17 protein-coding genes are annotated in these 24,632 nt (G+C 72.4%); 13 read left to right on the top strand and 4 right to left on the bottom strand.

Features of this window, described 5'->3' with window-relative positions:
* The first annotated feature begins 389 nt into the window (after positions 1–389).
* From OG587_RS36090 to OG587_RS36055, 8 genes are all read left to right on the top strand, one after another.
* Positions 390–1,874, top strand: coding sequence for an FAD-dependent oxidoreductase (locus OG587_RS36090; RefSeq protein WP_329083277.1), 1,485 nt, complete (start codon positions 390–392; stop codon positions 1,872–1,874).
* Complete coding sequence (locus tag OG587_RS36085) at positions 1,871–2,545, top strand: DUF6875 domain-containing protein (protein WP_329083276.1); 675 nt, start codon at positions 1,871–1,873, stop codon at positions 2,543–2,545. The genes OG587_RS36090 and OG587_RS36085 overlap by 4 nt, the downstream gene beginning before the upstream one ends.
* Complete coding sequence (locus tag OG587_RS36080) at positions 2,545–7,419, top strand: non-ribosomal peptide synthetase (RefSeq protein WP_329083275.1); 4,875 nt, start codon at positions 2,545–2,547, stop codon at positions 7,417–7,419. Before OG587_RS36085 ends, OG587_RS36080 begins: the two co-directional genes overlap by 1 nt.
* Positions 7,416–8,732 (top strand): MFS transporter, encoded by a 1,317-nt coding sequence (locus OG587_RS36075; protein ID WP_329083274.1) that lies wholly within the window; start codon positions 7,416–7,418, stop codon positions 8,730–8,732. Before OG587_RS36080 ends, OG587_RS36075 begins: the two co-directional genes overlap by 4 nt.
* Before the next feature lie 157 nt (positions 8,733–8,889).
* Positions 8,890–9,921 (top strand): methyltransferase, encoded by a 1,032-nt coding sequence (locus OG587_RS36070; protein ID WP_329083273.1) that lies wholly within the window; start codon positions 8,890–8,892, stop codon positions 9,919–9,921.
* A gap of 182 nt (positions 9,922–10,103) precedes the next feature.
* Complete coding sequence (locus tag OG587_RS36065; RefSeq protein WP_329083272.1) at positions 10,104–11,369, top strand: right-handed parallel beta-helix repeat-containing protein; 1,266 nt, start codon at positions 10,104–10,106, stop codon at positions 11,367–11,369.
* Between the two features lie 94 nt (positions 11,370–11,463).
* A complete protein-coding gene (locus OG587_RS36060; protein WP_329083271.1) occupies positions 11,464–12,102 on the top strand; it encodes an amino acid-binding protein in 639 nt (212 codons plus the stop codon).
* 233 nt (positions 12,103–12,335) lie between these two features.
* A complete protein-coding gene (locus OG587_RS36055) occupies positions 12,336–13,088 on the top strand; it encodes a hypothetical protein (protein WP_329083270.1) in 753 nt (250 codons plus the stop codon).
* A gap of 78 nt (positions 13,089–13,166) precedes the next feature.
* On the opposite strand, the gene OG587_RS36050 is transcribed toward OG587_RS36055, so the two are convergent.
* Positions 13,167–14,456: an ABC transporter ATP-binding protein gene (locus tag OG587_RS36050; protein ID WP_329083269.1), complete on the bottom strand. Its 1,290-nt coding sequence runs from the start codon at positions 14,454–14,456 to the stop codon at positions 13,167–13,169.
* A 294-nt stretch (positions 14,457–14,750) separates the two neighbouring features.
* Here OG587_RS36050 and OG587_RS36045 point away from each other — a divergent pair, with 294 nt between their 5' ends.
* The gene (locus OG587_RS36045) at positions 14,751–15,815 is read left to right on the top strand and encodes a LacI family DNA-binding transcriptional regulator (RefSeq protein ID WP_329083268.1); all 1,065 of its coding nucleotides are present in this window, start codon (positions 14,751–14,753) and stop codon (positions 15,813–15,815) included.
* Positions 15,816–15,891: 76 nt separating this feature from the next.
* On the opposite strand, the gene OG587_RS36040 is transcribed toward OG587_RS36045, so the two are convergent.
* Positions 15,892–19,380, bottom strand: a complete 3,489-nt coding sequence (locus tag OG587_RS36040; RefSeq protein WP_329083267.1) for an indolepyruvate ferredoxin oxidoreductase family protein — start codon at positions 19,378–19,380, stop codon at positions 15,892–15,894.
* Positions 19,381–19,490: 110 nt separating this feature from the next.
* On the opposite strand from OG587_RS36040, the gene OG587_RS36035 reads away from it, so the two are divergent.
* A complete protein-coding gene (locus OG587_RS36035) occupies positions 19,491–19,943 on the top strand; it encodes an Lrp/AsnC family transcriptional regulator (protein WP_329083266.1) in 453 nt (150 codons plus the stop codon).
* 37 nt (positions 19,944–19,980) lie between these two features.
* Here the strand turns inward: OG587_RS36035 and OG587_RS36030 are convergent, their stop codons facing one another.
* Both OG587_RS36030 and OG587_RS36025 read right to left on the bottom strand, forming a co-directional pair.
* Positions 19,981–20,157: a hypothetical protein gene (locus OG587_RS36030; protein WP_329083265.1), complete on the bottom strand. Its 177-nt coding sequence runs from the start codon at positions 20,155–20,157 to the stop codon at positions 19,981–19,983.
* Between the two features lie 13 nt (positions 20,158–20,170).
* Positions 20,171–21,676, bottom strand: coding sequence for a PucR family transcriptional regulator (locus OG587_RS36025; protein ID WP_329083264.1), 1,506 nt, complete (start codon positions 21,674–21,676; stop codon positions 20,171–20,173).
* Between the two features lie 93 nt (positions 21,677–21,769).
* On the opposite strand from OG587_RS36025, the gene OG587_RS36020 reads away from it, so the two are divergent.
* From OG587_RS36020 to OG587_RS36010, 3 genes are read left to right on the top strand one after another with little or no spacing between them, the layout of a single operon-like run.
* Positions 21,770–22,231 (top strand): nucleoside deaminase, encoded by a 462-nt coding sequence (locus OG587_RS36020; protein ID WP_329083263.1) that lies wholly within the window; start codon positions 21,770–21,772, stop codon positions 22,229–22,231.
* The gene (locus OG587_RS36015) at positions 22,228–23,184 is read left to right on the top strand and encodes an isopenicillin N synthase family dioxygenase (protein ID WP_329083262.1); all 957 of its coding nucleotides are present in this window, start codon (positions 22,228–22,230) and stop codon (positions 23,182–23,184) included. Before OG587_RS36020 ends, OG587_RS36015 begins: the two co-directional genes overlap by 4 nt.
* Positions 23,181–24,557 (top strand): purine-cytosine permease family protein, encoded by a 1,377-nt coding sequence (locus OG587_RS36010; RefSeq protein WP_329083261.1) that lies wholly within the window; start codon positions 23,181–23,183, stop codon positions 24,555–24,557. The genes OG587_RS36015 and OG587_RS36010 overlap by 4 nt, the downstream gene beginning before the upstream one ends.
* Positions 24,558–24,632: the final 75 nt, after the last annotated feature.

Here is a 24,632-nt window from a genome sequence, read left to right as displayed (position 1 = left end):
CGGCATGGTCGCCGATCTCTATACTCCGAGATCCTCACACCGCGAGGACCGCCGCAGCCGCCGGTCCTCCGGAACACCGCGAGGACCGTAGCCGCCGGTCCTCCCGGGCATTGCGAAGGCCGCCAGAGCCGCCGGTCCTCTCGAACATCGCGAAGGCCGCCAGAGCCGCCGGTTCTTCCGCTCGGCACGTGTTTGATCCGGGCCCCCGCGGTCCGGGACCTCACTCTCGTTCGATTCGCCGATCTCGCGCGCCCGCCCCAGGAGGCCGGTTTGAGTGTGCATGACACCGCCCAGATCGCTATGACCGCCGACCCGTCCCGGCCCGTCTTCCCGATCCGCGACCGCGTGGGCACGCCCTCGTGTCGCGGAGTCGAGCCGGAGGGGACACCGTGAAGGACGTCTCCGGCTTACCCGGCTCATCCGACTTATCCAGTTCGCCAGGCTTATCCGGCTCACCTCGCCTACCCGGCTCAACCGGCGACCCGAGCCGCCACGAGACCCACGCCGTCACCGCCACCCCCGCCGACCGGACCGCACGGGCCGCGGTCGTCGGGGCGGGCCCGGCGGGATCGCTGCTCGCCATCCTCCTCGCCCGCCGCGGCCACCCGGTCGACGTCTACGACATGCGTCCCGACCCGCGCGACGGCAAGGGCGACGGCGAGGGACGCTCGATCAACCTGGGCCTGTCGGCCCGCGGCATCCGCGCCCTGCGGCACGTCGGCCTCTGGAACGCTCTCGGGGACAGGCTCGTGCCCATGCGGGGACGCATGATCCACCGTCCGGGCAGGCCGGCGGCCTTCCAGGCGTACGGCACCGACCCCGGGGAGATCCTCCACTCGGTCCGCAGGGACGAGCTGACCACCCTCCTCGTCGAGCGCGCCGCGGAACACGAGGGGGTCAGGCACCTCTTCGGCGTCCGCTGTACGGGAGTCGACCGCGAGAGCGGAGACCTGACCCTGGCCGACGCGATCACCGGGGAGACGCGCGACGCCCGCGCGGACTTCGTGGTCGGCGCCGACGGGGCGTTCTCCGCCGTACGCGCCGCCATGCAGCGCGGGCTCGCCGCCGACTACCGCCAGGAGTTCCTCGAATGGGGGTACAAGGAGCTCACGATCCCCGCGGCCCCCGGCGGCGGCTCCCGCGTCCCGCTGGAGGCGCTGCACGTCTGGCCCGGAGAGAAAGCCCTGATCGTCGCCCACCCCAACGTGGACGGCTCGCTGACCGCGACGCTCTTCCTGCCGCACTCCGGCGCCCCCGGCTTCGCCGAACTCGAAGGGGAGCGGGACGTCACCCACTTCTTCCTGCGGGTCTTCCCCGGCATGGTCGACCTCGTGCCCGACCTGGCCGCGCAGTACGCCGCCAACCCGGTCGGAAACCTGGTGACCATCCGCACCTCACGCTGGCGGCACGCCGACCGGGTGGTCCTGGCGGGCGACGCCGCCCACGCGGTCTACCCGTTCTACGGCCAGGGCATGAACTCGGCCCTGGAGGACTGCCTGGTGCTCGACGGCTGCCTCGCCCGGCACCCCGGCGACCGCGCGGCCGCGTTCGACGAGTATCAACGGCTGCGCAGACCGCACACCGACATCCTGGCCGACCTGTCCGAACAGAACTTCGCCGACCTGCGCGACGGCACCCGGTCACCGCTGCGGCTGGCCCGCAGGCAGGCCGACCTCGCGCTGAACCGCGCCTTCCCCACCCTGTGGCGACCGCTCTACACCATGGTCTCGCACACCGACATGCCATACGGCGAGGCGTTGCGCCGCGCCCACCGGCAGGACCGCGTGCTGCGCTGGTCGGGCGCGGCGCTGGCCGCGGGAGCCGCCCTGGCGGCCGTACGGATCACCTCTTCCCCGCGGAGGACGTCCCCGTGATCGCGCACCCCGGCGACCCGTCGCTCCGCCTGATCGAGGTCGCGGACCTCGACGCCCCGTCACCGCCGCCCGAGGTCCTCGCCCACGGGGACGCGCTGCGGGCCGTCGTGGACTGGGCCGAGACCTACCTGTGCCGCCCCCACCCCGACCTCGGCCGCAACGGCCCGGTCTGCCCGTACGCCCAGGGCTCGCTGAGCAGGGGCAGGTTCTACCTCGCGGTGCCCGAGGCGGGCCACCGCGCCGCCGAGACCGTCGAGGACGTCGTCGCCGCGGTGGAGCCCTACCGGGCCTGGTTCACCGCGCTCGCGCCGCTGGACGGCCCCGAGGCCGTGTTCACCACCATCCTGCTGCTCCTTCCCGGCCTCGGCGACCGCCTGGCGCTCGTCGACGGCGCGCAGGACGCGCTGAAGAACGCCTTCGTCGAGGAGGGCCTGATGATCGGGGAGTTCCACGACGGGCCGCCCGACAAGCCGGGGCTGTGGAACCCGCTGCTGCGTCCCCTGGCCGGTCCCGTGCCGCTGCTCGCGATCCGCCACATGGTCGCCACGGACCTCCCCTTCCTGTGGGGGGACCCGGCCCACCGCCGCGCGTACCTGACCCGGTTCGACGGCCGGGTGCCCGCCCACCTGCGGGAGATCGTCATGGAGACCATCATGGAAGGGGCCGAGTGATGCCGATCGCGCGCCGTGACCCAGCGGCGCCCATCCCGCTCACCCCGGCCCAGGCACGCCTGTGGTTCCTCGACCGGGCCGGGCCCGGCGGGGCGTCCTACGTCTGCTGGACCTTCCAGCGCCTCACCGGGCCGCTCGACACGGACGCGCTGCGCGCGGCCTTCACCGCCGTCGTGGGCCGCCACGAGGCGCTGCGCCTGGTCATCGTCGAGGGACCCGCCCAGGTGGTACGGGAGAGCGGGCCCGAACTGCGGGTGGTGGACGCGCCCGACGAGGAGCGGGCGCGCGACATCGTCAGGGACGTGCTCTCGCGCAGGTTCACCCTCGACGGCGCCCCGCTGCACCGGGCCGTGCTGGTCAGGCTCGCGGCCGACGAGCACATCCTGAGCTGGTGCCTGCACCACATCATGTGCGACGCACCCTCGCTCGGGATCCTGGAGGAGGACCTCTGGGCCCACTACCGGGTCCTGGTCGAAGGAGAGGAGCCGCCGGGGCCGGTGTCCGCCCAGTTCCCCGACTACGCCGCCTGGCTCGCCGGGCAGGACGAGGCGGGGCGCGAGGCGGGACTGGCCCACTGGCGAGAGCACCTGTCCGGCGCGCCCGCCGTCACCACCCTCCCGCAGGACCGGGCCCGGCCTCGCGAACCCGTACTGGGCGGGGCCCGCCGGTCCCTGCGCCTGCCCGCCGACCTGACGGCGGACCTGTACGCCCTCGTCAGGGCGCGGCGCGTCACCCCGTTCGTCATCGTGATGTCGGCGATGACCGCCACCCTGGCCAGGTGCTCCGACGAGGAGGACGTGGTCGTCGGGACCGCCCTGGTCAACCGGCACCTGATCGAGCTGGAGGGTTCGGTCGGCTGCTACATCAACCTCATCCCGGTACGGACGGACCTGCGGGCCGACCCCACCCTGGCCGAGCTCCTGCGCGCCGTGCGCGGCTCGGTCATCAGGGGGCTCGGCCACCAGGCGACGCCGTTCGAGGAGATCGCCGACCTGGCCGGGGCACCCCGGGACCTGCGCAGGAATCCCGTCTTCCAGACACTGCTCGTCATGGGGGAGGGGGGCGGGTCCGCCGAGCGGGCGGCGAACATCACCGTGGAGACATGGGAACTCGACGAGTCCTCCCCCGGCGCCCGGTTCGACCTCACCCTCGTCGTGAGCGCGGGCGAGAGAGGGATCGAGCTGCACGCCGACTACTCCGCCGACCTCTACGACGAGGACACCGTCGACCGGTTCCTGCGCCACGTCGTCGTCTTCCTGTCCGCCTTCACCGCCACGCCGGATCTGCGGGTCTGGGAGATCCCGCTCCACGACGAGGCCCACCACCCCGCCACCCCGGACGCCTCGTACGGCGGCTTCTCGCGGGGTGAGCGGTCTTTGGACGGGGGCACGTCCGACGGCGGCCTCTCAGGGGGTGAGCGGTCCCCGGGCGGCACGTCCGACGGCGGTCCGGAGCCCCGCGATCCCCGGTCCGCCGGGGACTTCACGGCGGTCCACGATCTCATCGCCCGGTGGGCGGCCGAGGCCCCCACCGCTCCCGCGCTGGTCTCGGAGGCGGGGACGATCGGCTACGGCGAGCTGGAACGCCGCTCGGCGCGGCTGGCGGCGCGGCTGCGGGAGGCGGGGGCGGGGCGCGAATCCGTCGTCGCCGTCGTCCTGCCGAACGGCGGGGACGCCGTCGTCGCCCTGCTCGCCGCGCTGAAGGCGGGTGCCGCCTACCTGCCGCTCAACCCGGCCGACCCGCCGGACAGGATCGCCGGGATCCTCCTGGAGGCCGGAGCGGTCGCCGCCGTCACCTCCGACGGGCACCGGGACGCGCTCGCGGGCTACCTCGGCGCTGTTCTCACCGTCGGGGCCTCAGGGGATGTCGGCGATGCCGAGGGAGCCGAAGGTTTCGAGGACGGTGAGGGGGTCAAGGACGGCGGGGTCGGCGGTGAGCACGGAGCCATGCGGGGCTCCGGGCGTCCCGCGGGTGACCCCGGTGACGCCGGTAGCCCGGATGACACGGGTGACCTCGGTGAGGTGCCGTCCGTGGGACCGGAGGACCTCGCGTACGTGATCTACACGTCGGGGTCCACGGGACGGCCCAAGGGGGTGATGGTGACCCACGGGACCCTCGCCCGGCTGACCGAGGCGTTCCGCGTCGTCCACGGGTTCGGGCCCGGCGGGCGGGTGCTGATGCTGCCGCCGCTGACCTTCGACGCCTCGGTGGGGGACGTGTTCCCGGCCCTGTGCTCGGGGGCCGCCGTCGTACTGCACCCTGACCCCGTCCTGCTGGACGGGCCGGAGCTGGTGCGCTTCTGCGCGCGGCACGGTGTGACCGCGGTCGACACCGCGGCCTCCCTGTGGCGCGGGTGGGCGGCCGTGCTGGCGCCCGGGGCGGTGCCCGCCGACTGGCCGGTCACCACGATGATGGTCGGGGGTGAGCGGGTGCCGCTCTGGGCGGTCCGCGCCTGGGCCGCCGCCACCGGCGGCCGGGTCGAGCTGTTCAACCACTACGGCCCGACCGAGGCGACCGTGTGCGCCACGGTGCACCGCACCCGCGACGGCGCCGAGGCGGCCGGGCGGGAACACCTGCCGATCGGGCGCCCGCTGCCGCACGTCCGCGCGTACGTCCTCGACCGCAGGGGCGGCCTGGCGCCCACCGGCACGCCGGGCGAGCTCCACCTGGGCGGTGACTGCCTGGCCCGGGGTTATGTCGCCCGGCCCGAGGAGACCGCGGCGCGGTTCGTCCGCGACCCCCACGCCGGGCGCGAGGGGGCCCGCATGTACCGGACCGGGGACCTGGCCAGATACCTGGCCGACGGGACGCTGGAGTTCCTCGGGCGGGCCGACCGGCAGCTGAAGGTCAACGGCTACCGGATCGAGCCCGCCGAGGTCGAGTCCGCCGTCGTGGCGCACCCGGGGGTGCGGGACGCGGCCGTCGTGGCCTCCCCCGAGGGAGACCGGCTCATCGGCTACGTGGCGCCGCGCACGGCCGACCCCGAGGAACTGCGGGGTTTCCTGCGCGAGCGGCTGCCCCGGCACATGGTGCCCGCCGTGCTCGTCCCGCTCGACGAGATCCCGCGCACGCCGCACGGGAAGATCGACACCGGGCGGCTCCCGGCCGCCTCGCGGGACGCGCCCGGACACGTCCCGCCGCGCGGCCCGCTGGAGACGGCCCTGGCCGGGGTGTGGGCCCGGATACTCGGCGTTCCCCGGGTGGGACGCCACGACAACTTCTTCGCCCTCGGCGGGTCCTCGCTGCTGGCCGCCAGGGTGCTCGGCGAGGTCCGCGAGGAGGCCGGGGCCGAGATCTCCCTGGGGGCCCTCTTCGAGGCGGCCGACCTGGCGGAGCTCGCGGCCTCCGCGGCCACGCCGGAACCCGCCCTCGGCGACGACGACCTGAGGGCGCTGGCGGTGCTGCCCGGCGACGTGCGCGACGCCCTCGGCTTGACGCGCGGCGTACGGAGGGACGCGCGCGAGGTGTCCGGCGTGGCGGGGGATGAGCGTGGCGCGTCCGGTGTGCCGGGGGACGCGCCTGGCACGTCCGGTCCCGTGTCCGGGGTGCGGGGGAACGCGCATGGCGTATCCGGATTCGCGTCCGGTGCGCGTGGCGTCCCCGGCTCGATCGGCTCCGCGCCGGGCGGGGCGGCGGCGAAGTGGCCCGGACGGGTGTTGCTGACGGGAGCGACGGGCCTTCTGGGGGCACACCTGCTGGCCGAGTTGCTCGACCGGGGCGTTCCCGAGGTGATGTGCCTGGTCAGGGCGAGGGACGAGCACGCGGCCACCGACCGGGTCCGTGAGGTCCTGACCCGGCACGGCCTCTGGAGGCCCGGCTACCGGGAAAGGGTCACCGGTCTGGCGGGGGACCTGACGGCGCCCCGGCTGGGGCTGGAGCCCGACGTCTACGACGCCGTGGCGGAGGGGAGTGACCTGATCTGCCACGCCGGGCGGGTCGTCAACTTCGTTCAGCCGTACCGGATGCTCGGCCCCGTGAACGTCGGCGGGACCGTCGAGATGGTCCGGCTGGCCGCGCACCTGAGGCCGACCCCGCTGCACACCGTCTCCACCCTCGGCGTGTATCTCGGCTGGGCGGGCCGGGACCGCCCGATCACCGAGGACGAGGCCCCGGACGACCCCGCCGGGCTGGGGTCCCCGTACTACCAGAGCAGGTGGGTCGCCGACGCGGCGGCGCGGCGGGCCCGCGAGCACGGCCTGCCCGTGACGGTCCACCGGCCCGCGAGGGTCGGCGGCCACAGTCTCACCGGCCGGGGCGACCCCGGAGACTACTTCAACCGGCTGCTCGCCACGTTCGTCCAGCTCCGTATGGTGCCCGACATACCGGTCACCGAGGACGTCATCCCCGTCGACCACCTCGCCGCCGCCATCGCCGCCAGGCTCCTGGACCCGAGGTCGGCGGGGCGCGACTTCCACTACTTCGACGCCGAGGGGATCACCTACCGGCAGATGGCGGCGGCCCTGCTCGATCACGGCTACGACGTCGAGCGGGTTTCCTGGGAGCGCTGGCGGGCGGAGATCCTGCGGCGCTCCGCCGAGGGCGAGCCGGTCGCCATGGGGCCGTTCGCCGCCGATCTGGGCGAGGAGCCGCCGGGGCCGCGCGGACCGAGGTTCGACTGCTCGTTCGCCTGCCCGCCGCCCGATCCCACCCTGATCGGTCGCTATCTCGCGTTCCTCGAAACGTCCCTCGGAGCCTTTCCCGAAGCGTCTCCGGGAATACCTGCCGGGGCCTTTCCCGAGGCGTCTTCGGGGACGCCCACCGGAGCCCCCGCCGGGCCTTTCGCTGAGAAGTCCACCGGGACCTCCGGCGAGAGGCCCACCGAGCTGTTTGTCGACACTTCCAGTGAAATGTATGAAGAAGGAGGGTTTCGTTGAGAGCCGACGCGCTCAGGTTCGCCGGTATCTGGTCCGCCGAGCTGGTGTCGGTGATCGGTTCCAGCCTCACCGGCTTCGTGCTCAGCGTCTGGGTCTACCAGGAATCCGGATCCGAGACCCAGTTCGCTCTCACCCTGCTCTGCGCCACGCTGCCCGGCATCCTCATCACCCCCTTCTCCGGGGTGATCGTCGACCGCTTCGACAGGAAGTGGGTGCTCGTGCTGAGCGACTGCGGGGCGGCGCTGTCGACGGTCGCGCTGCTGCTGATCGTCCAGGCGCAGAGCCTGGCCGTGTGGCACGTCTACGTCGCCACCGCGGTCGGCGCGATCTGCGGGACCTTCCACCTCACCGTCTACCAGGCGATGACGCCGCTGCTGGTCCCCGAACGCCACCTGGGGCGGGCCAACGGGCTGATGCAGGCCAGCTGGGGGTTGCAGATCGCGGCCCCGGTGGTGGCGGGGACGTTGCTGGAGGTGGTGGGACTGCGCGGCGTGCTCCTGCTGGACCTCCTGTCGTTCGCCGTCGCGACGGCCGTGGTCCTGGCGACCCGGCTGCCCCGGTCGGCCACCCGGCCCGAGACCGTCGCGAGCCCGCCCTCGCTGGGCACCGACCTGCTCTTCGGGCTGCGGTACCTGCGCACCCAAGGGCTGTTCCCCCTGGTGGCGCTCTTCGCCGCGTTCAACCTCGTGTTCGCCGTCGCGGGGGTGCTGATCCGCCCGCTCATCCTGTCGTTCACCGGGCCCGCCACGCTCGGGGTGCTGGTGTTCGCCGGCGGGGCGGGACTGTTCGCGGGAAGCCTGGTCATGGGCCTGTGGGGAGGGCCGCGCCGCAGGATCACCGGGATGAGTCTCTTCATGGGAGCGGGCGGGCTCGCCCTGGCCGCGCACAGCCTGTCTCCCTCGGTGGCGCTCATCGCGGTGGTCGCCCCCGCGTTCCTGTTCATCCTGCCGGTGGTCAACGGCTGTGTGATGACGGTCCTGCAGGTCAAGACGGAGGCCGGGGCGCTCGGCCGGGTTCTCGCCACGGCGCGCACCCTGGGACAGTGCGCGACGCCCATCGCCTTCCTGAGCGCCGCGCCCGCCGCGGAGCATCTCACCGGACCCCTGCTGATGCCGGGCGGCGCGCTCGCCGGAAGCGTCGGGGAACTGATCGGGACGGGCCCCGGCAGGGGGACCGCCCTGATCTTCCTGATCGACGGGCTCCTGCTCGTCGCCCTCGCGGTCACGACGTTCGTCCTTCCCCGGCTCCGCCGCCTGGAGCGCGAGATCCCCGACGCGCCCAGGACGGACGCCGCACCCGCCCCGGTCTCCTGACCCCTACCGACTTCACGAACGGCGACCTCCGCGACCCGCACCCCTTACGACCCGCACCCCTTACGACCCGCACCCTTTACGACCCGTACCCCTCACGAATCCGCGACCCCGCGAACCGCACCCCCCCACGAACCGCGACCCTTACGAACGAGGTCCGATGCCGCTGCACCTGACACCCGAGGACGCCCGCCGCTACCTGGAGAGCGGAGAGGCGCCCGGTCCCCATCTCGACGTGATCGGCGCCATGTCGGCGCACGCCGCCGCGGCCGGGGTCCGGCTCGGCCTGTTCGAGGCCCTGGCGGACGGGCCCAGAGACCTGCCCGAGCTGGCCGCCGGGCTCGGCGCCGACCGGGACGGCCTGCGCGTCCTGCTCGGCGCGCTCGCCGCGACCGGATACGTGACGTCCGAGCCCGGCGGGTACGCGCTGACCGCCGTGTCCCGCCCGCTGCTCGGCGGGTACGGCAACACGCTGCTGTTCTGGCAGGAGGTCCTGGCCGGGCTCTGGGGCGGGCTGGAGGAGTCGGTGCGCTCCGGCAGGCGCGGCGCGGACTTCTACACCTGGATGGCAGGGCGCCCCGAGGTGCTGGCCCGCTTCCAGCGGTTGCTCCAGGACCAGGCGGGATGGCTGGCGGAGGAGATCGCCGCCGTCGTCCCCCTGCCGGACGGCTCCTCCCGGCTGCTCGACCTGGGCGGGGGGCACGCCCGCTACAGCATCGCCTACTGCCGCGACCGCCCTGATCTGCGCGCCACCGTCGTCGACCTGCCCTCGGGGCTCGAGGCGGGCCGCTCGGCGGTGGACTCGGCGGGGATGGCCGGCCGCGTCACCCTCCTCGCCGGGGACATCCTGGGCGATCTCCCGTACCGGGACCAGGACGCCGTGCTGCTGTTCAACCTGCTGCACGGCTTCGGCGAGGAGCAGGCATCGGCCCTGCTGCGGGCGGCGGCGCGCACGCTGCGCCCCGGCGGGGTCGCGCTGGTGCTCGACCGGGATCCCGGCCATCCGGGGGACGCGGCGGCGCGGGCCTTCACCCCGCTCTTCGAGCTCAACCTGCACCACACCCAGGGCGGGCGCCTGTACTCCCCGGAGACGGTCACCCGATGGCTCGCCGAGGCCGGTTGTCATGAACCGAGGGAGTATGTCCTGACACGCTCCCCGGCCCACCTTCTGACAGTCGCCACCAGGGCGTGATCCGCGCGGGCGGCGCCCCGGGACCCGGCCTCCCCGGCTCCGCGCGCGGCTCTCCCGGCTCGCGGAAGTGAAACGGATGTAACGGTCTGCTGTACGTCCGTCACTCCGACCGCTGAGGGAACCCCGGGTGTGCGAAGATCTGCGCTGACGTACCGGCGGTAACGGCGATGGAGCGTACCATTATGAACTCGACGAGGCCGTTGGCCGCTCCCGTGGCGGGGGTTTTCATGGCGGGAAGCATGCTCGTCGCCGTGCCCGGAGCCACCGCGGCCACGGCGGGCACCGTCTACTACGTCGACTCCAGGTCCGGCGACGACTCCGCCGCCGGGACCTCGGCCGCGGTGGCCTGGCGCAGCCTGGACAACGTCAACGCCGCCACCCTGAGCCCGGGTGACACCGTGCGCCTCAAGCGCGGCGGCAGCTGGCCGGGCGCGCTGACGCTGTCGGGTCGGGGCACCGCCGCCAGCCCCATCTCGGTCGAGCCGTACGGCAAGGGCGCGGCCCCGAGGATCAGCGGCAGGGACGCGGCCTGCGTGGTGATCTCGGGCTCCTACGTGCGGATCGTGGGGATACGGGCCAGCAACTGCCAGTGGTCCGGCTTCGAGGTCGTCGGCAGCCGCAACGAGCTCGACCGCGTCATCGCCGACCGCAACATCGCCGGGGTCCTCTTCGACGGCGCGCGCAACGTCGTCAAGAACAGCGTCCTGAGCGACAACAACCGCATGAGCGTCAACGACGAGGGCGGTGACGACGACTCCGGCGCCTTCGGCGTGCTGCTCAACGGCGACGACAACCTCGTCACCGGAAACACGATCACCGGCAGCTACGCGAGCAGCAAGGACTACGGCACCGACGGCGCCGCCGTCGAGGTGTTCAACGGCGACCGCAACCGGATCACCCACAACGTCGCCAGGAACAACGAGACCTTCGTCGAGCTCGGCGCGGAGAAGGGCAAGACCGCCGGGGACAACGTCTTCGCCCACAACGTGGTCACCTCCTCGCGCAGGGGCTCCTTCCTCATCACCCGCGGCCCCCGCCACGTGGTCGGGCCGGTGAAGGGCACCGTCGCGGTGCACAACTCGGTCTACCTGCCCGCCCGTAAGACCCTCGGCTGGGCCTGCCACGACGGCTGCTCCCCGGGAATCCTGAGGCTGCGCAACAACATCATCGTGGTCGGCGGCGAGGTGGGTTTCGAGGACGGCAAGGGGGCCGACGAGAACGCCGGCGTCTACAAGGGCCGCTCCCTCAAGTTCAAGCTCGGCCCCCGGTCGATCGTGGCCGACCCCCGCTTCAGGAGCCGGACGGACCTGCGCCTGCGCCCCGGTTCCCCGGCGCTCGGCCGCGGCGTCAAGCTCGGCCCCACCTGGTACGGAGGGGCGGGCCTCGCCCGGGACCTCTCCGGCGCCGCGCTGTCCGCGGCCCCCGCCGCCGGGGCCTACCAGTCCTGATTTTTACGCATTTCGGGTCTTATTCTGGACATCTCCCCGGAACCTTCGTGAAACCTGGCTAGGACAGTCTGGTGCGCAGAGCGAGGTGATCGGCATGATGTTGCGGCTACGTGTTTCCTTTCCCGACAGGCCCGGCGCCCTGGGCCAGGCGGCCCGGGTGCTCGGCACGCTGGGTGCGGACATCCTCCAGGTGACGGTCCTGGAACGTGAGGTCGGCAGGGCGGTGGACGACTTCACCGTCTCCTGGCCCGGCACCGTGGACGCGGAGACGGTCAGGGACCGGCTCTCGGGCGTCCCGGGGATGCGCGTCGAGGGGGTCTGGCCCACCCGCGAGATCCCCGGCGCCGCGCCCGACTACGACCTGCTGAAGCACGTCGCCGCCGACCCGGGCAGGGCCTTCGCCACCCTCGTGGACGCCGTGCCCGACCTGGTGAGCGCCGAGTGGGCGGTGATCGTGTCGCCGGAGAGCGGAGAGCTCGTCCACCGCAGCTGGCAGGCCCCGGAGGTCCTCGACGAGACGGGTGGTCTCGTCGGTGTCAAGGCGGCCGATCTCGCCACGTTGCGGCCCGCCGTCCTCGGTTCCGGGCGGTACCAGTTGATGAGCCTCCCGGTGCCGGGGACGAGCCGGCACCTGGTCCTGGCCAGGACCGACGGTCCGCCCTTCCATCGTGCGGAGCTGGACCGTGCCATGCGCGTCCTGGAGGTCGTCTCCATCATGGGGCGTACCTCCTGAATTCCAGCGTTTCCGATATGTCGGTTATGGGGTAGGAAGGCTAGGAGTGGCTTGGCGCCACTCCCGTGACCGTGCCTTCCCACCCGTCGTGCCCGGTCCCGCCCACCGCGGGCGGCCGGGGTCCGCCCGGCGGGACGGTGGCCGCCGCGCACACCCGCATCAGATCTCCCCCCGATAGACGCCGCAGGTCGTATCGGTACCGGGCCCCGCGGGTCCGCGAGGAGGGCAGCCTGATGCCTAAGCGCCACCATGTCGTGACGATGAGCCTGCTGGGGCTCTTTCTGGGAGCGAGCACGGCCTGCGGGAGCGGGGGCCCGACCGTCACGGACGCCGCTCCCGCTGTCCCGGCGTGGGCCTCCGACCTCACGCGAAGCCCCGGTCTCGGGCAGAGCGCCGGGCCTGGCGCGAGCACCGCTCCCGGTACCGGTCCCGCGGGGAGCGCGGTACCCGTGCCCGACGGGTTCAAGCAGATCGGGGGTCCGGCCAACGGCGTCGTCGTCGCGGTCCCGAAGGACTGGGTCGCGCTCGACCTGACCAAGGACGACCTCGACAAGGGGCTGAGGAACAGCGGTCTGTCGGGCCCCACGCTGGAGCAGGCCAAGAAGAGCCTGCAGACCCTGGTCGACAACAACGGCCTCTGGGCGTCGGACGCGGACTCGGCGAAGACCTCCATGAACGGATTTCCCACCAACCTCAACGCCTTCTGCCAGGCCGGGCGGCAGATCTCGACGGAACAGCTGCTCAGGGACACCAGAAAGCAGCTGGAACAGCTCAACGCCAAGGTCATCGAGGCGAGGAAGGTGCGGATCGGCTCCAGGGAGGCGGCGCGGATCGTCTACTCGTTCGCGACCAACGGCGTCGACGTCCGGGGCACCCAGTACTACGTGCCGGCCGGGAACAAGACCTGCATCGTCACGCTAAGCACCGACGCCGAGGGCAAGCAGGAACTGTTCGACCGGATCGGTGAGACGATCACGACGGTCTGACCGGCGCCCGGGACCCCGCGCGACAGGCCCCCCGGCCCCGTACGGCCGCCGTCCCGCCATGTCGTTGGCGGTGTCGCGTCACCGCTGCGGCGGGTCGATGCGGGCGCCGTCCATGGTGAAGAGCATCAGGCGGGTGACGTCGACACCCACCCGGGCCGGCTCTCTGGCCCGCCAGACCGGGCGGGAGCCCAGGCGGACGATGAGGTCGGCCCGGCGGTGGTGGCCGCTGACCTGCTCCTGCTCCTGCTGCGGCTCGGCGTCCTCGTCGAACGAGGCGCTGGGCATCATCCGCCGCAGCACCGAGCGGATCCGCCCGCCGACGAGGGGGACGCCCAGGCCGCCTGCCTTCTGCCGGGGGTCGGGAGGCTCGGGAACGGCCACGGAGGCCAGCCCGCTCTCGACGTAGGCGAGCCACTCGTGGCCGTGGTACTCCAGGGCCCGGACGCGGCCGAGGAAGGTCGGCCCCTCGAAGCTGTCGGGGACCGGGGCCAGGCAGTCGGGGCGCAGGCCGACGATGATCTGGTGGCCCACGTGCTGGGAGATGACGTACGCCCTGGGATCGGTCCAGGGGATCATGATCTGGTGCGGGCCGAAGTCCAGCAAAATGAACTGGTTCTGCGGGGTGCGGACGGTGGCCGCGAGCAGGTTGATCTGCTGGGAGCTGAGGAAGGCCGCGGTGAAGGCGGTCGCGGGGTCGTTGTAGACCTGCCCGGGAGTGCCGAGGTCCTGTAGGACACCGCGGTTCATGATGGCGATCCGGTCGGCCAGGGTGAGGGCCTCGACCTGGTCGTGCGTCACGTAGATCGTGGTCACCCCGAGGGAACGGACCAGCGACGAGATCTCCATCCGGAGCTCGGTGCGCATGCCCGCGTCCAGGTTGGAGAGCGGCTCGTCCATCAGGAAGAGCGAGGGCTGGCGGACGATCGCGCGGCCCATCGCCACGCGCTGGCGCTGGCCACCGGAGAGCGTTCCAGGGCGCCGTTCGAGGGTGTCGTCGATGTGCAACGCCTTGGACAGCTCCGTCACACGCTCCCTGACCAGCGCGGGGTCGGCCTTGGCGATCTCCAGGGGGAAGGCGATGTTGCCGCGTACCGTCCGGTGCGGGTAGAGCGCGCCGTTCTGGAACACCATGGCCACGTCGCGGTCGCGGGGAGCGAGCTCGTTGGCGAGCGTGCCGCCCAGCCACAGGTCCCCGTCGGTGACCTCCTCCAGGCCCGCGATCATCCGGAGTAAGGTGGACTTACCGCAGCCCGAGGGACCTAGCAGGACGAGAAACTCCCCGTTTTCCGCGCGCAGACTCATGCGGTCGACCGCGAGGTATCCACCCGGGTATACCTTGCTCACGTTGTCGAGGACGACGGTACTCATGCGCGCTCGTTCCTCCCGGACGCCCCCGCCCGGATCCCAGCCGTGTGATTGATGAGGTAGTACATCGCGACACTTGCCCGTGTGTCCATAGATGTCGTTAGAAATTGCTCATCTAATGGTTACTTCTCCGTTCCCGGGCGTAACGGTCAGTGTGACATCGGGCCTTTACCGGAGCGCCAGTACGAAGGTTGAAATGTTACAATTTGCGAAAAGTTGCAGAAACGAATTTCATAGAGAGTGCCGGATGCCGATCGGTTCGTGCCCGGTTCAGCCGCATGGTGGGGTGACTGCTTGATGGACGGCGAGCTCGCGCAGACCTCCCGCTCCCGCTCCGACGGGACGACGATCCGGCTGGCCGACATCGCCGCGCAGGCCGGGGTGAGCGAGGCCACCGTCAGCCGGGTGCTCAACGGCAAGCCCAGCGTGTCGCAGTCGACCAGGCAGGCGGTGCTGACGGCTCTGGACCTGATGGGGTACGAGCGCCCGCAGCGGCTGCGCCAGCGCAGCAACGGGCTGATCGGCCTGGTCACCCCGGAGCTGGACAACCCCATCTTCCCGGTGTTCGCCCAGGCCATCGAGAAGGCGCTCACCCAGCACGGTTACACCCCGGTGCTGTGCACCCAGCTGCCCGGAGGCGCCCCCGAGGACGAGTTCACCGAACTCCTGATGGACCGGGGGGTCAGCGGCATCGTCTTCGTCTCCGGGCTGCACGCCGACACCACGGCCAAGATGGACCGTTACACCCGCCTGATCGAACGCGGGCTGCCGATCGTCCTGCTCGACGGCTACAGCGAGCGGGTCGAGGCGCCGTTCATCTCCCCGGACGACCGGGCCGCGGCCCGGCTGGCCGTCCAGCACCTGGCCGACCTCGGCCACGAGCGCATCGGCCTGGCCGTGGGGCCGCGCCGGTTCGTGCCGGTGATCAGGAAGATCGAGGGCTACCGGCGGGCGATGTCCCAGCTGCTCGGTGTCACGGACGTCGACGAGCTGATCTCGCACTCGCTGTTCTCCGTGGAGGGTGGACAGGTCGCGACGGCGCAGTTGCTGGCGCGCGGCTGCACGGGCATCGTGTGCGCCTCGGACCTGATGGCGCTGGGCGCGATCCGGGCCTGCCGCGACCGCGGGCTGTCGGTGCCGGGAGACGTGTCGGTGGTGGGCTTCGACGACTCGCCGCTGATCGCGTTCACCGACCCGCCGCTGACCACCGTGCGCAAGCCCATCGGCGCGATGGCCTCGGCGGCGGTGGCGACCCTCCTGGAGGAGATCAACGGGGTCCGCGCCAAACACGTCGAGCTGATGTTCCAGCCCGAGCTCGTCGTCCGCCGCTCGACCGGCTCGGGCCCCCTGGTCAACCGTTAGCCTCGGCGGGCTCGAACCCCCGGTCGACCGCCGGGGGACGCGGCCGGCCGGGTGCGAGCGTGGCCGGCGAGCGTCGTCAGCCCTCGCGCAGCCCGTCGAGAAGCGCGGCCACCCGCTCGCGGTAGGCGGCCACGTTGCGCAGCTTCACGTGCTCGTAGCCGCGGATCGCCTCGGGCAGCTCGGCCAGCTCGCGGACCCGCTCCCCGGTCTCCGGGCGCAGGTGGTCCAGCGCGCGGTGCACGTCGCGGGTGTACTCGGCGGCGAGCTCCCGCTCGGTCCCGCGCACCCCGCCCAGGCCGAACGGGTCCAGACGGGTGCCGCGCAGCACACGCATGCCGTACAGCAGGCGGAAGGCCGGGTCGAACCAGGCGCCGAGGCGGAGCTTGCGCCTCATGCCCAGGGCGCGCAGGAACGGCGGGTGCAGGTTGTAGGAGACCCTCGCGCCGGGGCCGAACTCGGCGGCGATCCGCGCCCGCTCGGCCGGGTCGAGGTGCAGGCGCGCCACCTCGTACTCGTCCTTGTACGCCATCAGCCGGTGCAGCTGCCGGGCGTAGGCCTCGGTGACGGCGGAGGTGCCGGGCGAGACCTCCCGCTCCCTGGCGAGGACCGCGCGGACGGCGTCGGCGTACCGGGCGGCGTAACGCGCGTTCTGGTACGCGGCGAGGTCGGGCACCCGGACCGTGAGGATCCGGTGCAGCTCGGTACCGGGCTCGGCGACCGTGCCGACCAGGCGTACCGCCTCCGGGGCGGGGAGCGGCGCGGCCGGGACGGCGGGACGGGTCGCCGCCGCGACGGCCTCGGGGGCGGCGACCACCGCGCGGCCCCAGTGGAAGGCGGCGACGGTCCGCTCGGCGGCCCGGCCGCCGCCCGCGCGGATGGCCCGCTCGATCGACTCCAGGCCGAGCGGGATGAGCCCGCGCTGCCAGGCGGCCCCGACGATGATCGTGTTGGCCGGCATGTGGTCGCCGAACAGCGCCTGGGCCATCTCCTCGGCGTCGAGGTAGACGTTCAGCTCGCGCCGGGTCCGCGACTCCAGCGCGCCGATCGGCGAGCCCACGTCGGTCAGGTGGGTGGACGGGTCGAGCACCATCGAACCGGTCGGCACCAGGCTGGTGGAGACCACCGCCACGGTCCGGTCGCGGTCGGCGGCGGCCAGGTGGGCGGGGTCGGTGGCGCCGATCAGGTCCAGCGCCAGGTAGGCGTCCACGCTGGCCGCGCCGCCCCGTGCCGAGCGGTCGCCGTCACCGTCGAAGATGAGGATGTCGGAGACGACCGTGCCGCCCTTCTGGGCCAGGCCGGTCTGGTCGAGTCCCCGCGACCGCCTGCCGTCGAGCATCGCGGCGGTGCCGAGGATCTGCGCGACCGACACCACGCCGGTGCCGCCGATGCCGACCAGCCTGATCGAGGTCTCCCCGGTGCGCGCCTCGGGGAGGGGCATGTCCGGCGGCGCGGGTACCGGTGCGCGCCTCTTGGAGGCGGCCTTCCCCCTGGCGGGCAGGACGGTCAGGAAGGAGGGGCAGTCGCCCTCCACGCACGAGTAGTCCTTGTTGCAGGACGACTGGTGGATCTCGGTCTTGCGGCCGAACTCGGTCTCCACCGGCAGCACGGACAGGCACTCGGACTTCTGCCCGCAGTCGCCGCAGCCCTCGCAGACCCGCTGGTTGATCACCACCCGTCTGGCGGGGTCGGGCAGGTCGCCCTTCTTGCGCAGCCGCCGCTTCTCGGCCGCGCACTGCTGGTCGTGGATGAGCACGGTCACGCCGGGGATCGCGGCCAGCTCGCGTTGGGCGTCCTCCAGCGCCGTCCTGTCGCGGACCTCGGCGATGCCCGCGAGCCTGACCCCCCGGTAGCGCTCGGGCTCGTCGGTGGTGACGACGATCCTGCGCACTCCCTCGGTCTCCAGCCAGCGGGTCAGGTCGGGCACCGACAGGGCCGGGGTGATCGTCTGGCCGCCGGTCATCGCGACCGCGCTGTTGTAGAGCAGCTTGTAGGTGATGTTGACGCCCGCCCCGACCGCGGCCCTGACCGCGAGCGAGCCGCTGTGGTGGAAGGTGCCGTCGCCGAGGTTCTGGAAGATGTGCGGGGTGTCGGTGAACGGAGCCTGGCCGATCCACTGCGCCCCCTCGCCGCCCATCTGGGTCAGGCCGGTGAGCGTGCCCTTGCCCTCGCGGTTGAGCACCACCATCGTGTGGCAGCCGATCCCGGCGCCGACGGGCGCGCCGTCGGGGACGGCGGTGGAACGGTTGTGCGGGCAGCCCGAGCAGAAGAAGGGGGTCCGCTTGGGGGTGAGCAGCGTCAGCGGCGCCGGACGCGAGATGATGGAGAGCCCCTTCGCCACCTGCTCGCCGAGGCCGGTCAGGCCCCGGCGGCGCAGCCGGAAGGCGATGGCCTTGGCGGCGAGGTCGGCGTCGACGGCACCGTGCCGGGGGATGAGCCGCTCGCCGTTCTCGTCGAGCTTGCCCAGCACGCGGGGGGCGTCGGCGGTCCCGTACAGGATGTCCTTGACCGAGGTCTCCAGCAGCGGGGCCTTCTCCTCCACGACGAGGATCTCCGACAGCCCCCGGGCGAAGGTCCGGACGATCTCCGGGTCCAGCGGCCAGAGCATGCCGATCTTCAGGAGGCGGATCCCGGCCTCCTCCGGTGTGACGCCGAGCTTGCGGAAGCCCTCGCGGACGTCGTAGTAGGCGGTTCCCGAGGCGACGATGCCCAGCCAGGCGTCGCGGGGGTCGGCGGTGACGCGGTTGAGCCCGTTCTCGCGGGCGTAGGCGCGGGCCAGGTCCAGACGCGGGCCGACGAGCGTGCGCTCCATCTCCAGCGACCACGGGGTGAGCAGCGTCGCGTCCGGCACGTGCCGGTACGGCCTGCCCTCGTACTCGACGTCGGGCATGACCGGGACGACCCGGCCATGCCCGACGTTCACGGTGCCGGTGCCGTCCACGACGTTGGAGACGGCCTTCACCGCGACCCACAGGCCGCTGGCCCGGGACGCCGCGATCGCGTGGCGTCCCAGGTCGAGCAGCTCCTGGACGCTGCCGGGGTGGACGATCGGCATGCCCAGCGTGGCGAGTGTGCCCTCGGTCGCCGAGGGGAGGGTGGAGGACTTGCAGGTCGGGTCGTCGCCGCAGAGCGCGATCAGGCCGCCCTCGGGGTGGGCGCCGACGAAGTTGCCGTGCCGGAACGCGTCGGCCGCGCGGTCGACGCCGGGCGCCTTGCCGTACCAGACGCCCAGCACGCCGGAGGTGCGCGGGCGGGGGAGCGCGGGCACGAGCTGGCTGCCCCAGACGGCGGTGGCGCCGAGTTCCTCGTTCTGCCCGGGGCGGTGCACCACGCCGAGCGGCTCGGTGTGGTGGCGCGAGCGGGCCAGCTCCTGGTCGAAGCCGCCCAGCGGGGAGCCGGGGTAACCGGACACCATCGTGCCGGTGCGAAGGCCCGCGACCCTGTCGGCGCGCATCTGGTCGATGATCACCCGCACCAGGGCCTGGGTGCCGGTCATGAAGACCTGGCCCTCGTCGAGCAGGTAGCGGTCGTCGGGGGAGATCTCACGGGCGTCTGCGAAGATCGTCATGGTTCTGTCCCGTCGTCGGCGCTCCTGCGATGCCGCAAGGTTATGCCAGGTAGAACAAAATTCGATGTCAATCTTTCCAAGGATGAAGCGCCTCGTTAGCATCCGATGTCATGGATGTGACAGATCGCGCAATTCTCGGTCTCCTGCAGGTGGAGGGGCGGTTGAGCAACCTGGAGCTGGCCGAGCGGGTGCGGCTGACCCCCTCGCCGTGCCTGCGCCGGGTCCGCAACCTGGAGGAGGCCGGAGTGATCACCGGCTACCGCGCCGTGATCGACCCGGCGGCCGTGGGGCGGGGCTTCCAGGTCGTCGCCTACGTCGAGCTTGAGGGACAGGACGCCGAGACGGTCACCGCCTTCGAGGCAGCCGTCATGGAGATCGACGACGTGGTGGAGTGCCTGCGCATGTTCGGCCGCCCCGACTACGTGCTGCGGGTGGCGGTGCCCGACATGGACGCCTACAGCCAGCTCTGCCTGGAGAAGCTCGGCCGCCTGCCCGGTCTCGACAAGCTCACCTCCCAGATCGCGATGAAAGCCCTCAAACCCGGCGGCATCCTGCCCCTGTGAACCGGCGCCTCCGCTCCCGATGGTAGGCGCGGGCGCCTCAGGGGCGGCTGCCCTCCAGGCCGGCGACGATGAGGTCGACGGCGACCTCGAAGGTGCTGTCGGCGTCCAGCGCTTCGCCGGGCTCGGTGAGGGCCCCGCGGGTCTCGGCGGAGAGGAACCCGGAAACGAAGGTGTACAGCGCCACGCGGGTGCCGTTGGAATCCCCCGCCTTCAAGCGGAGGAGGATGTCAAGTTCCCGCGATCCGGTGGGCCGCCGTCGCGAGCAGCAGCGCGGCGTGCACGTCCGGATCCGTCACCGTGTATCCCAGCAGCGCCTCGATGCGCTGCAACCGCTGGTAGAACGACTGGCGGCCGAGGTGCAGCACGGCCGCCGCGCGGGTGGCACTGCACCCGTGCAGGAGGAAGACCTCCAGCGTGCCAACCAGGTTCGTCCGGTGCGCCACGTCCCAGTCCACCAGCGACGAGATCGTCCGCCGGACCAGGTCCGCCGCGTGGCCGCCGTCCCCGTGCCGGGTCAGCTCCAGGTCCAGGGCGAGGGCGCGGGTGCTGACCAGGCGCGCCGCCGGGCGCAGGCCGAGCGCGGCCCGCGCGTCGCGCAGCGAGCCGCCCAGCTCGCCGAGGTCGGCGGCCGGATACCCGACCGCGACCCGCAACTCCGGCGCGCTCACCCGCCGCAGGGCCTCGTCCAGCGCCTGCGACGCCGCGCCGACCGCGTCGGTCACCGCGCGCGGCACGGAGAGGGCGCCGAGCACCAGCCGGGACAGCCGCCCCCGCAGCGCGGGGGTGTGCAGGATGTGGGCCGCGCGGTCGATCACCGCCAGCGCCGCCGCCGTCTCCAGCGCGTCGGCCGCGACGCCGACGAGCACGTGGTCGGGTGCCGGATGGAAGCCCGCCATCATCGCCCGTACGGAGGATCCGGCCTCGGCGCCGCCCTCGATGAGGTCCCGCAGCAGCGCCGAGACCTGACGGTCCCGCTCGCTCGGCGGGCTGCCGGTGCGGAGCATGGCCAGCGCCAGCGCCACCGCCGTCCGTTCCAGCGCGATGGACAGGTCCTCGGCGGGCAGTGCCGAGCCGGGGCCCGCGACGAGCCGCCCCCATGGCTGCCCGTGCAGGGTGACCGGGGCCTCGCAGGCGGTGTGCTCGACGGCCTGCCACGCCTCCCGGTCGCCGTCCACGCCGTGCGCGGACACGAGCGCGCCGCCCGCCGAGACCAGCACCAGCGGGGCGCCGATCACCTGCGCCCCGGTCGCGAGCACGCCCGCGATGCCCGCTCCGGCGATGAGCGCCTCGTTGAGGGCGCGGGTGGCCGAGTCGCCGAGCCGTAGCCGCCTGCTCGCGTAGTCGACGATCAGGGTGTTGGCGTCCTCGGTGATCCGGATGAACGGCACCACCGAGCGCAGGACGATGAACGGCAGCTCCTGCCTGCGCGCCTCCTCCACCAGCTCGCGGGGCGTCTCGGGGAAGGTGCGGCCCAGCTCCAGGGCGATCCCGGCGACCCCGCGCGCGGCGATTTCCCGTAGGTAGTGCCGTCGCGCGCCCGCGTCGGTGCCCGCCAGCCCGAGCCCGGTCGTCAGCAGCAGCTCGCCGCCGGTCAGCAGCGGCCCGATCTCGTAGATCTCGCTGGAGTGGACCCAGCGCACCACGCGGTCGAGCGAGCCCTCCCCGGCGAGCACCTCGGGGCGGGCCTCGCGGAGCACCTCGAAGGAGAGCAGTTCGCGCAACGTCAGCGGCATTCGTGATCCCTTGACGGATTGTCCGTTCCAGGCAGCCATAGTACGGACGGTCTGTCCGTTCTCGAACCTTGTCCCGAGGGGGATAGTGAGCTCATGACCAGCGACGTTGTCAGTCCGGCCGCGATGCTCGGCGTGGCGTTCGAGGAGGCCGTGAAGGGATACGCCGAAGGGGGCATCCCCATCGGCGCCGCGCTGTTCGCGGCCGACGGCAGGCTGCTCGGCCGGGGCCGCAACCGTCGCGTCCAGGATGGCGACCCGTCCGTCCACGGCGAGACCGCCGCCTTCAGGAACGCGGGCCGCCAGCGGACCTACCGGGGAACCACGATGGTGACGACCCTGTCGCCCTGCTGGTACTGCAGCGGCCTGATCCGCCAGTTCGGCATCACCGGGCTGATCGTCGGCGAGAGCAGGACCTTCACCGGCCAGCACGAATGGCTCGCCGAGCACGGCGTGGACGTCCTCGTCCTCGACTCTCCGGAGTGCGCCGAGCTGATGACCGCCTTCATCGCGGCCAACCCCGCCCTGTGGAACGAGGACATCGGAGAGGACCAATGAAATCAGTCCCGATCATCGATCTCACCCCCTGGTTCCACGGCGACGCGGGCGACCGCGAGAAGGTGGCCGCCCAGGTCGACACCGCGTTGCGGGAGATCGGCTTCCTGCTCGTCACCGGGCACGGCGTCCCGGTTGAGCTCCGCGCCGAGGTCCGCGCGGCGGCGAAGCGCTTCTTCGCCCTGCCGTACGAGGTCAAGAACCGCTACGCGGCCACCGTCGGAGAGCGGGGGTGGCTGCCACCCGGGGTCGAGGCCAACGGGTACGCCGAGGGCACGCCCACGCCGCCCGACCTCAAGGAGACGTTCGCGGTCGGCGCCGACCGGCCGATCGGCGACCCCGCGATCGACGCGGAGTGGTTCCTGGAGAACGTGTGGCCCGAGGAGGTCCCCGAGCTGCGGGCGCTCGTCACCGGCTACCTGGACCGGATGCGGGCCCTCGCCGACGAGCTGCTGGTGATCTGCGCCGCCGCTCTCGGCCTCCCCGACGACTTCTTCACCTCCCGGGCGACGCATCCCACGTACACCATGAACGTCAACCGCTACCCGCCGCTGTCACAGGTGGGGGAGCCGGAGCCGGGGCAGTTCAGGATCGGCCCGCACACCGACTTCGGCACTGTCACCGTCCTGGAACGCCAGCCGGGCGTCGGCGGGCTGCAGGTGTTCACCCTGGAGGGGGAGTGGATCGACGCCCCCTTCGTGGCGGACTCCTTCACCGTCAACATCGGCGACCTGCTCGCCCGCTGGACGGGCGACCGATGGCGCTCCACCCGGCACCGCGTGCTCCCGCCCGACCCCTCGGCCCCCGACGAAGAGCTCGTCTCACTCATCTACTTCTACGAGTGCGACCCCCTCGCCGAGGTCGAGTCCCTCGGCCCGCCCATCGGCAGGGTCTCGTACGAGCCCGTCCGCGCGTCCGACTACCTCCTTGAGAAGCTGAAGGCGATAACCGTATGAGAGTGATGGAGCCCCCCGGCGTCGCGGTGCGCGAAGGCGAGTACGGCGACAGGATCGCCGCCGTCGAGCCCGGCGGCGTCGAGTTCATCCCCCTGTCCGAGCGGCACGGCAGGCCGCGGCAGCTGCTGTGGACCTGGATGTCGCCCAACCTCGAGTTCGCCACGATCTTCCTCGGGGTGCTCGCGGTGGCCGCGTTCGGGCTGAGTTTCTGGCAGGCGGCCCTGGCCGTCGCCCTCGGCACCGGCCTGGGCGCGCTCTCGCACGGCGTGCTCTCGGCGCGGGGTCCCTCCGCGGGGGTGCCGCAGATGGTCCTCGGGCGGCTGTCCTTCGGCTACTGGGGCAATCTGATCCCCTCCGCGCTGAACACCGTGGCGGCCGGGATCGGCTGGTTCGCGGTCAACAGTGTCAGCGGCGCGCTCGCGCTCAACACCCTCACCGGCCTGCCGACCTGGCTCAGCCTGGTGATCGTGGTCGCGGTCATGGTGGTGCTCGGGTTCTTCGGGCACAACCTCGTGCAGGCCTTCGAGCGCTACGCGTTCCCGGTCCTCGCGATGATCTTCGCGGTGACTGCGGTCGTCATCCTGTCGAAGGCGCAACCGGGCTTCGCCGGCAGCGGCGGCGGGCTCGGCGGCTTCCTGCTCACCGTCGGCGCCACCTTCGGCTACGCGGCCGGCTGGAATCCCTATGCCGCCGACTACACCCGCTACCTCCCGCCGGACGCGAGCAGGCGGGCCGTGGGGCTGTACGCCGGGCTGGGGGTGTTCGTTCCCTGCGTGATCCTGGAGATCGTGGGCGCCGCGTCGGTGACCATCGGCGGCGACGCCCTCGGCCAGCCGACCACCGCGTTCACCGGGCACCTGCCGGGCCCGGTGGCCGCCCTGGCGCTGCTCGCGATCACCCTCGGCGCGATCTCGGCGAACGCGCTGAATGTCTACTCGGGCGCGATGTCCCTGCTCACCATGGGGGTACGGCTCCCGCTGACGCTCCGCAGGGCGCTCACGGCACTGGCCTGCGGGGTGATCGGGTTCCTGGTCGCGCTGGCCGGGCTGGAGGACGCGGGGCACAAGTACGAGTCGTTCCTGCTGGTGATCTCCTACTGGATCGGGCCGTGGCTGGGCATCGTCCTCGTCGACGCCTACCTGCGCCGGGGCCGGGAGTTCGGGCCGCTGCTGTACGACAGGCGGCACAGTAACCCGGCCGGTCCGATCGCGATGGTCACCGGCGTCGTGCTGTCGGTGTGGCTGTTCTCCAATCAGGAGCTGTACGTCGGGCTGGTTCCCGAACGGGTCCCGGCGGTCGGCGACGTCGCGTTCGCGGTCGGCTTCCTCATCTCGGCGGCCGTCTACCTGGGGCTCGTACCACTTCGCCGATAGTGGCTGGCCGTAAAGCCGGTTTTTGTCCGAAATTGGACAAAGCCTACTATTTCTGTAGGGTTAGCTGAGAAGCCG

Origin of the sequence: Streptosporangium sp. NBC_01469 (assembly GCF_036227305.1) — a bacterium.
In the GTDB taxonomy this organism is placed as follows: domain Bacteria; phylum Actinomycetota; class Actinomycetes; order Streptosporangiales; family Streptosporangiaceae; genus Streptosporangium.
This window is presented reverse-complemented; position numbering and strand designations above follow the sequence as displayed.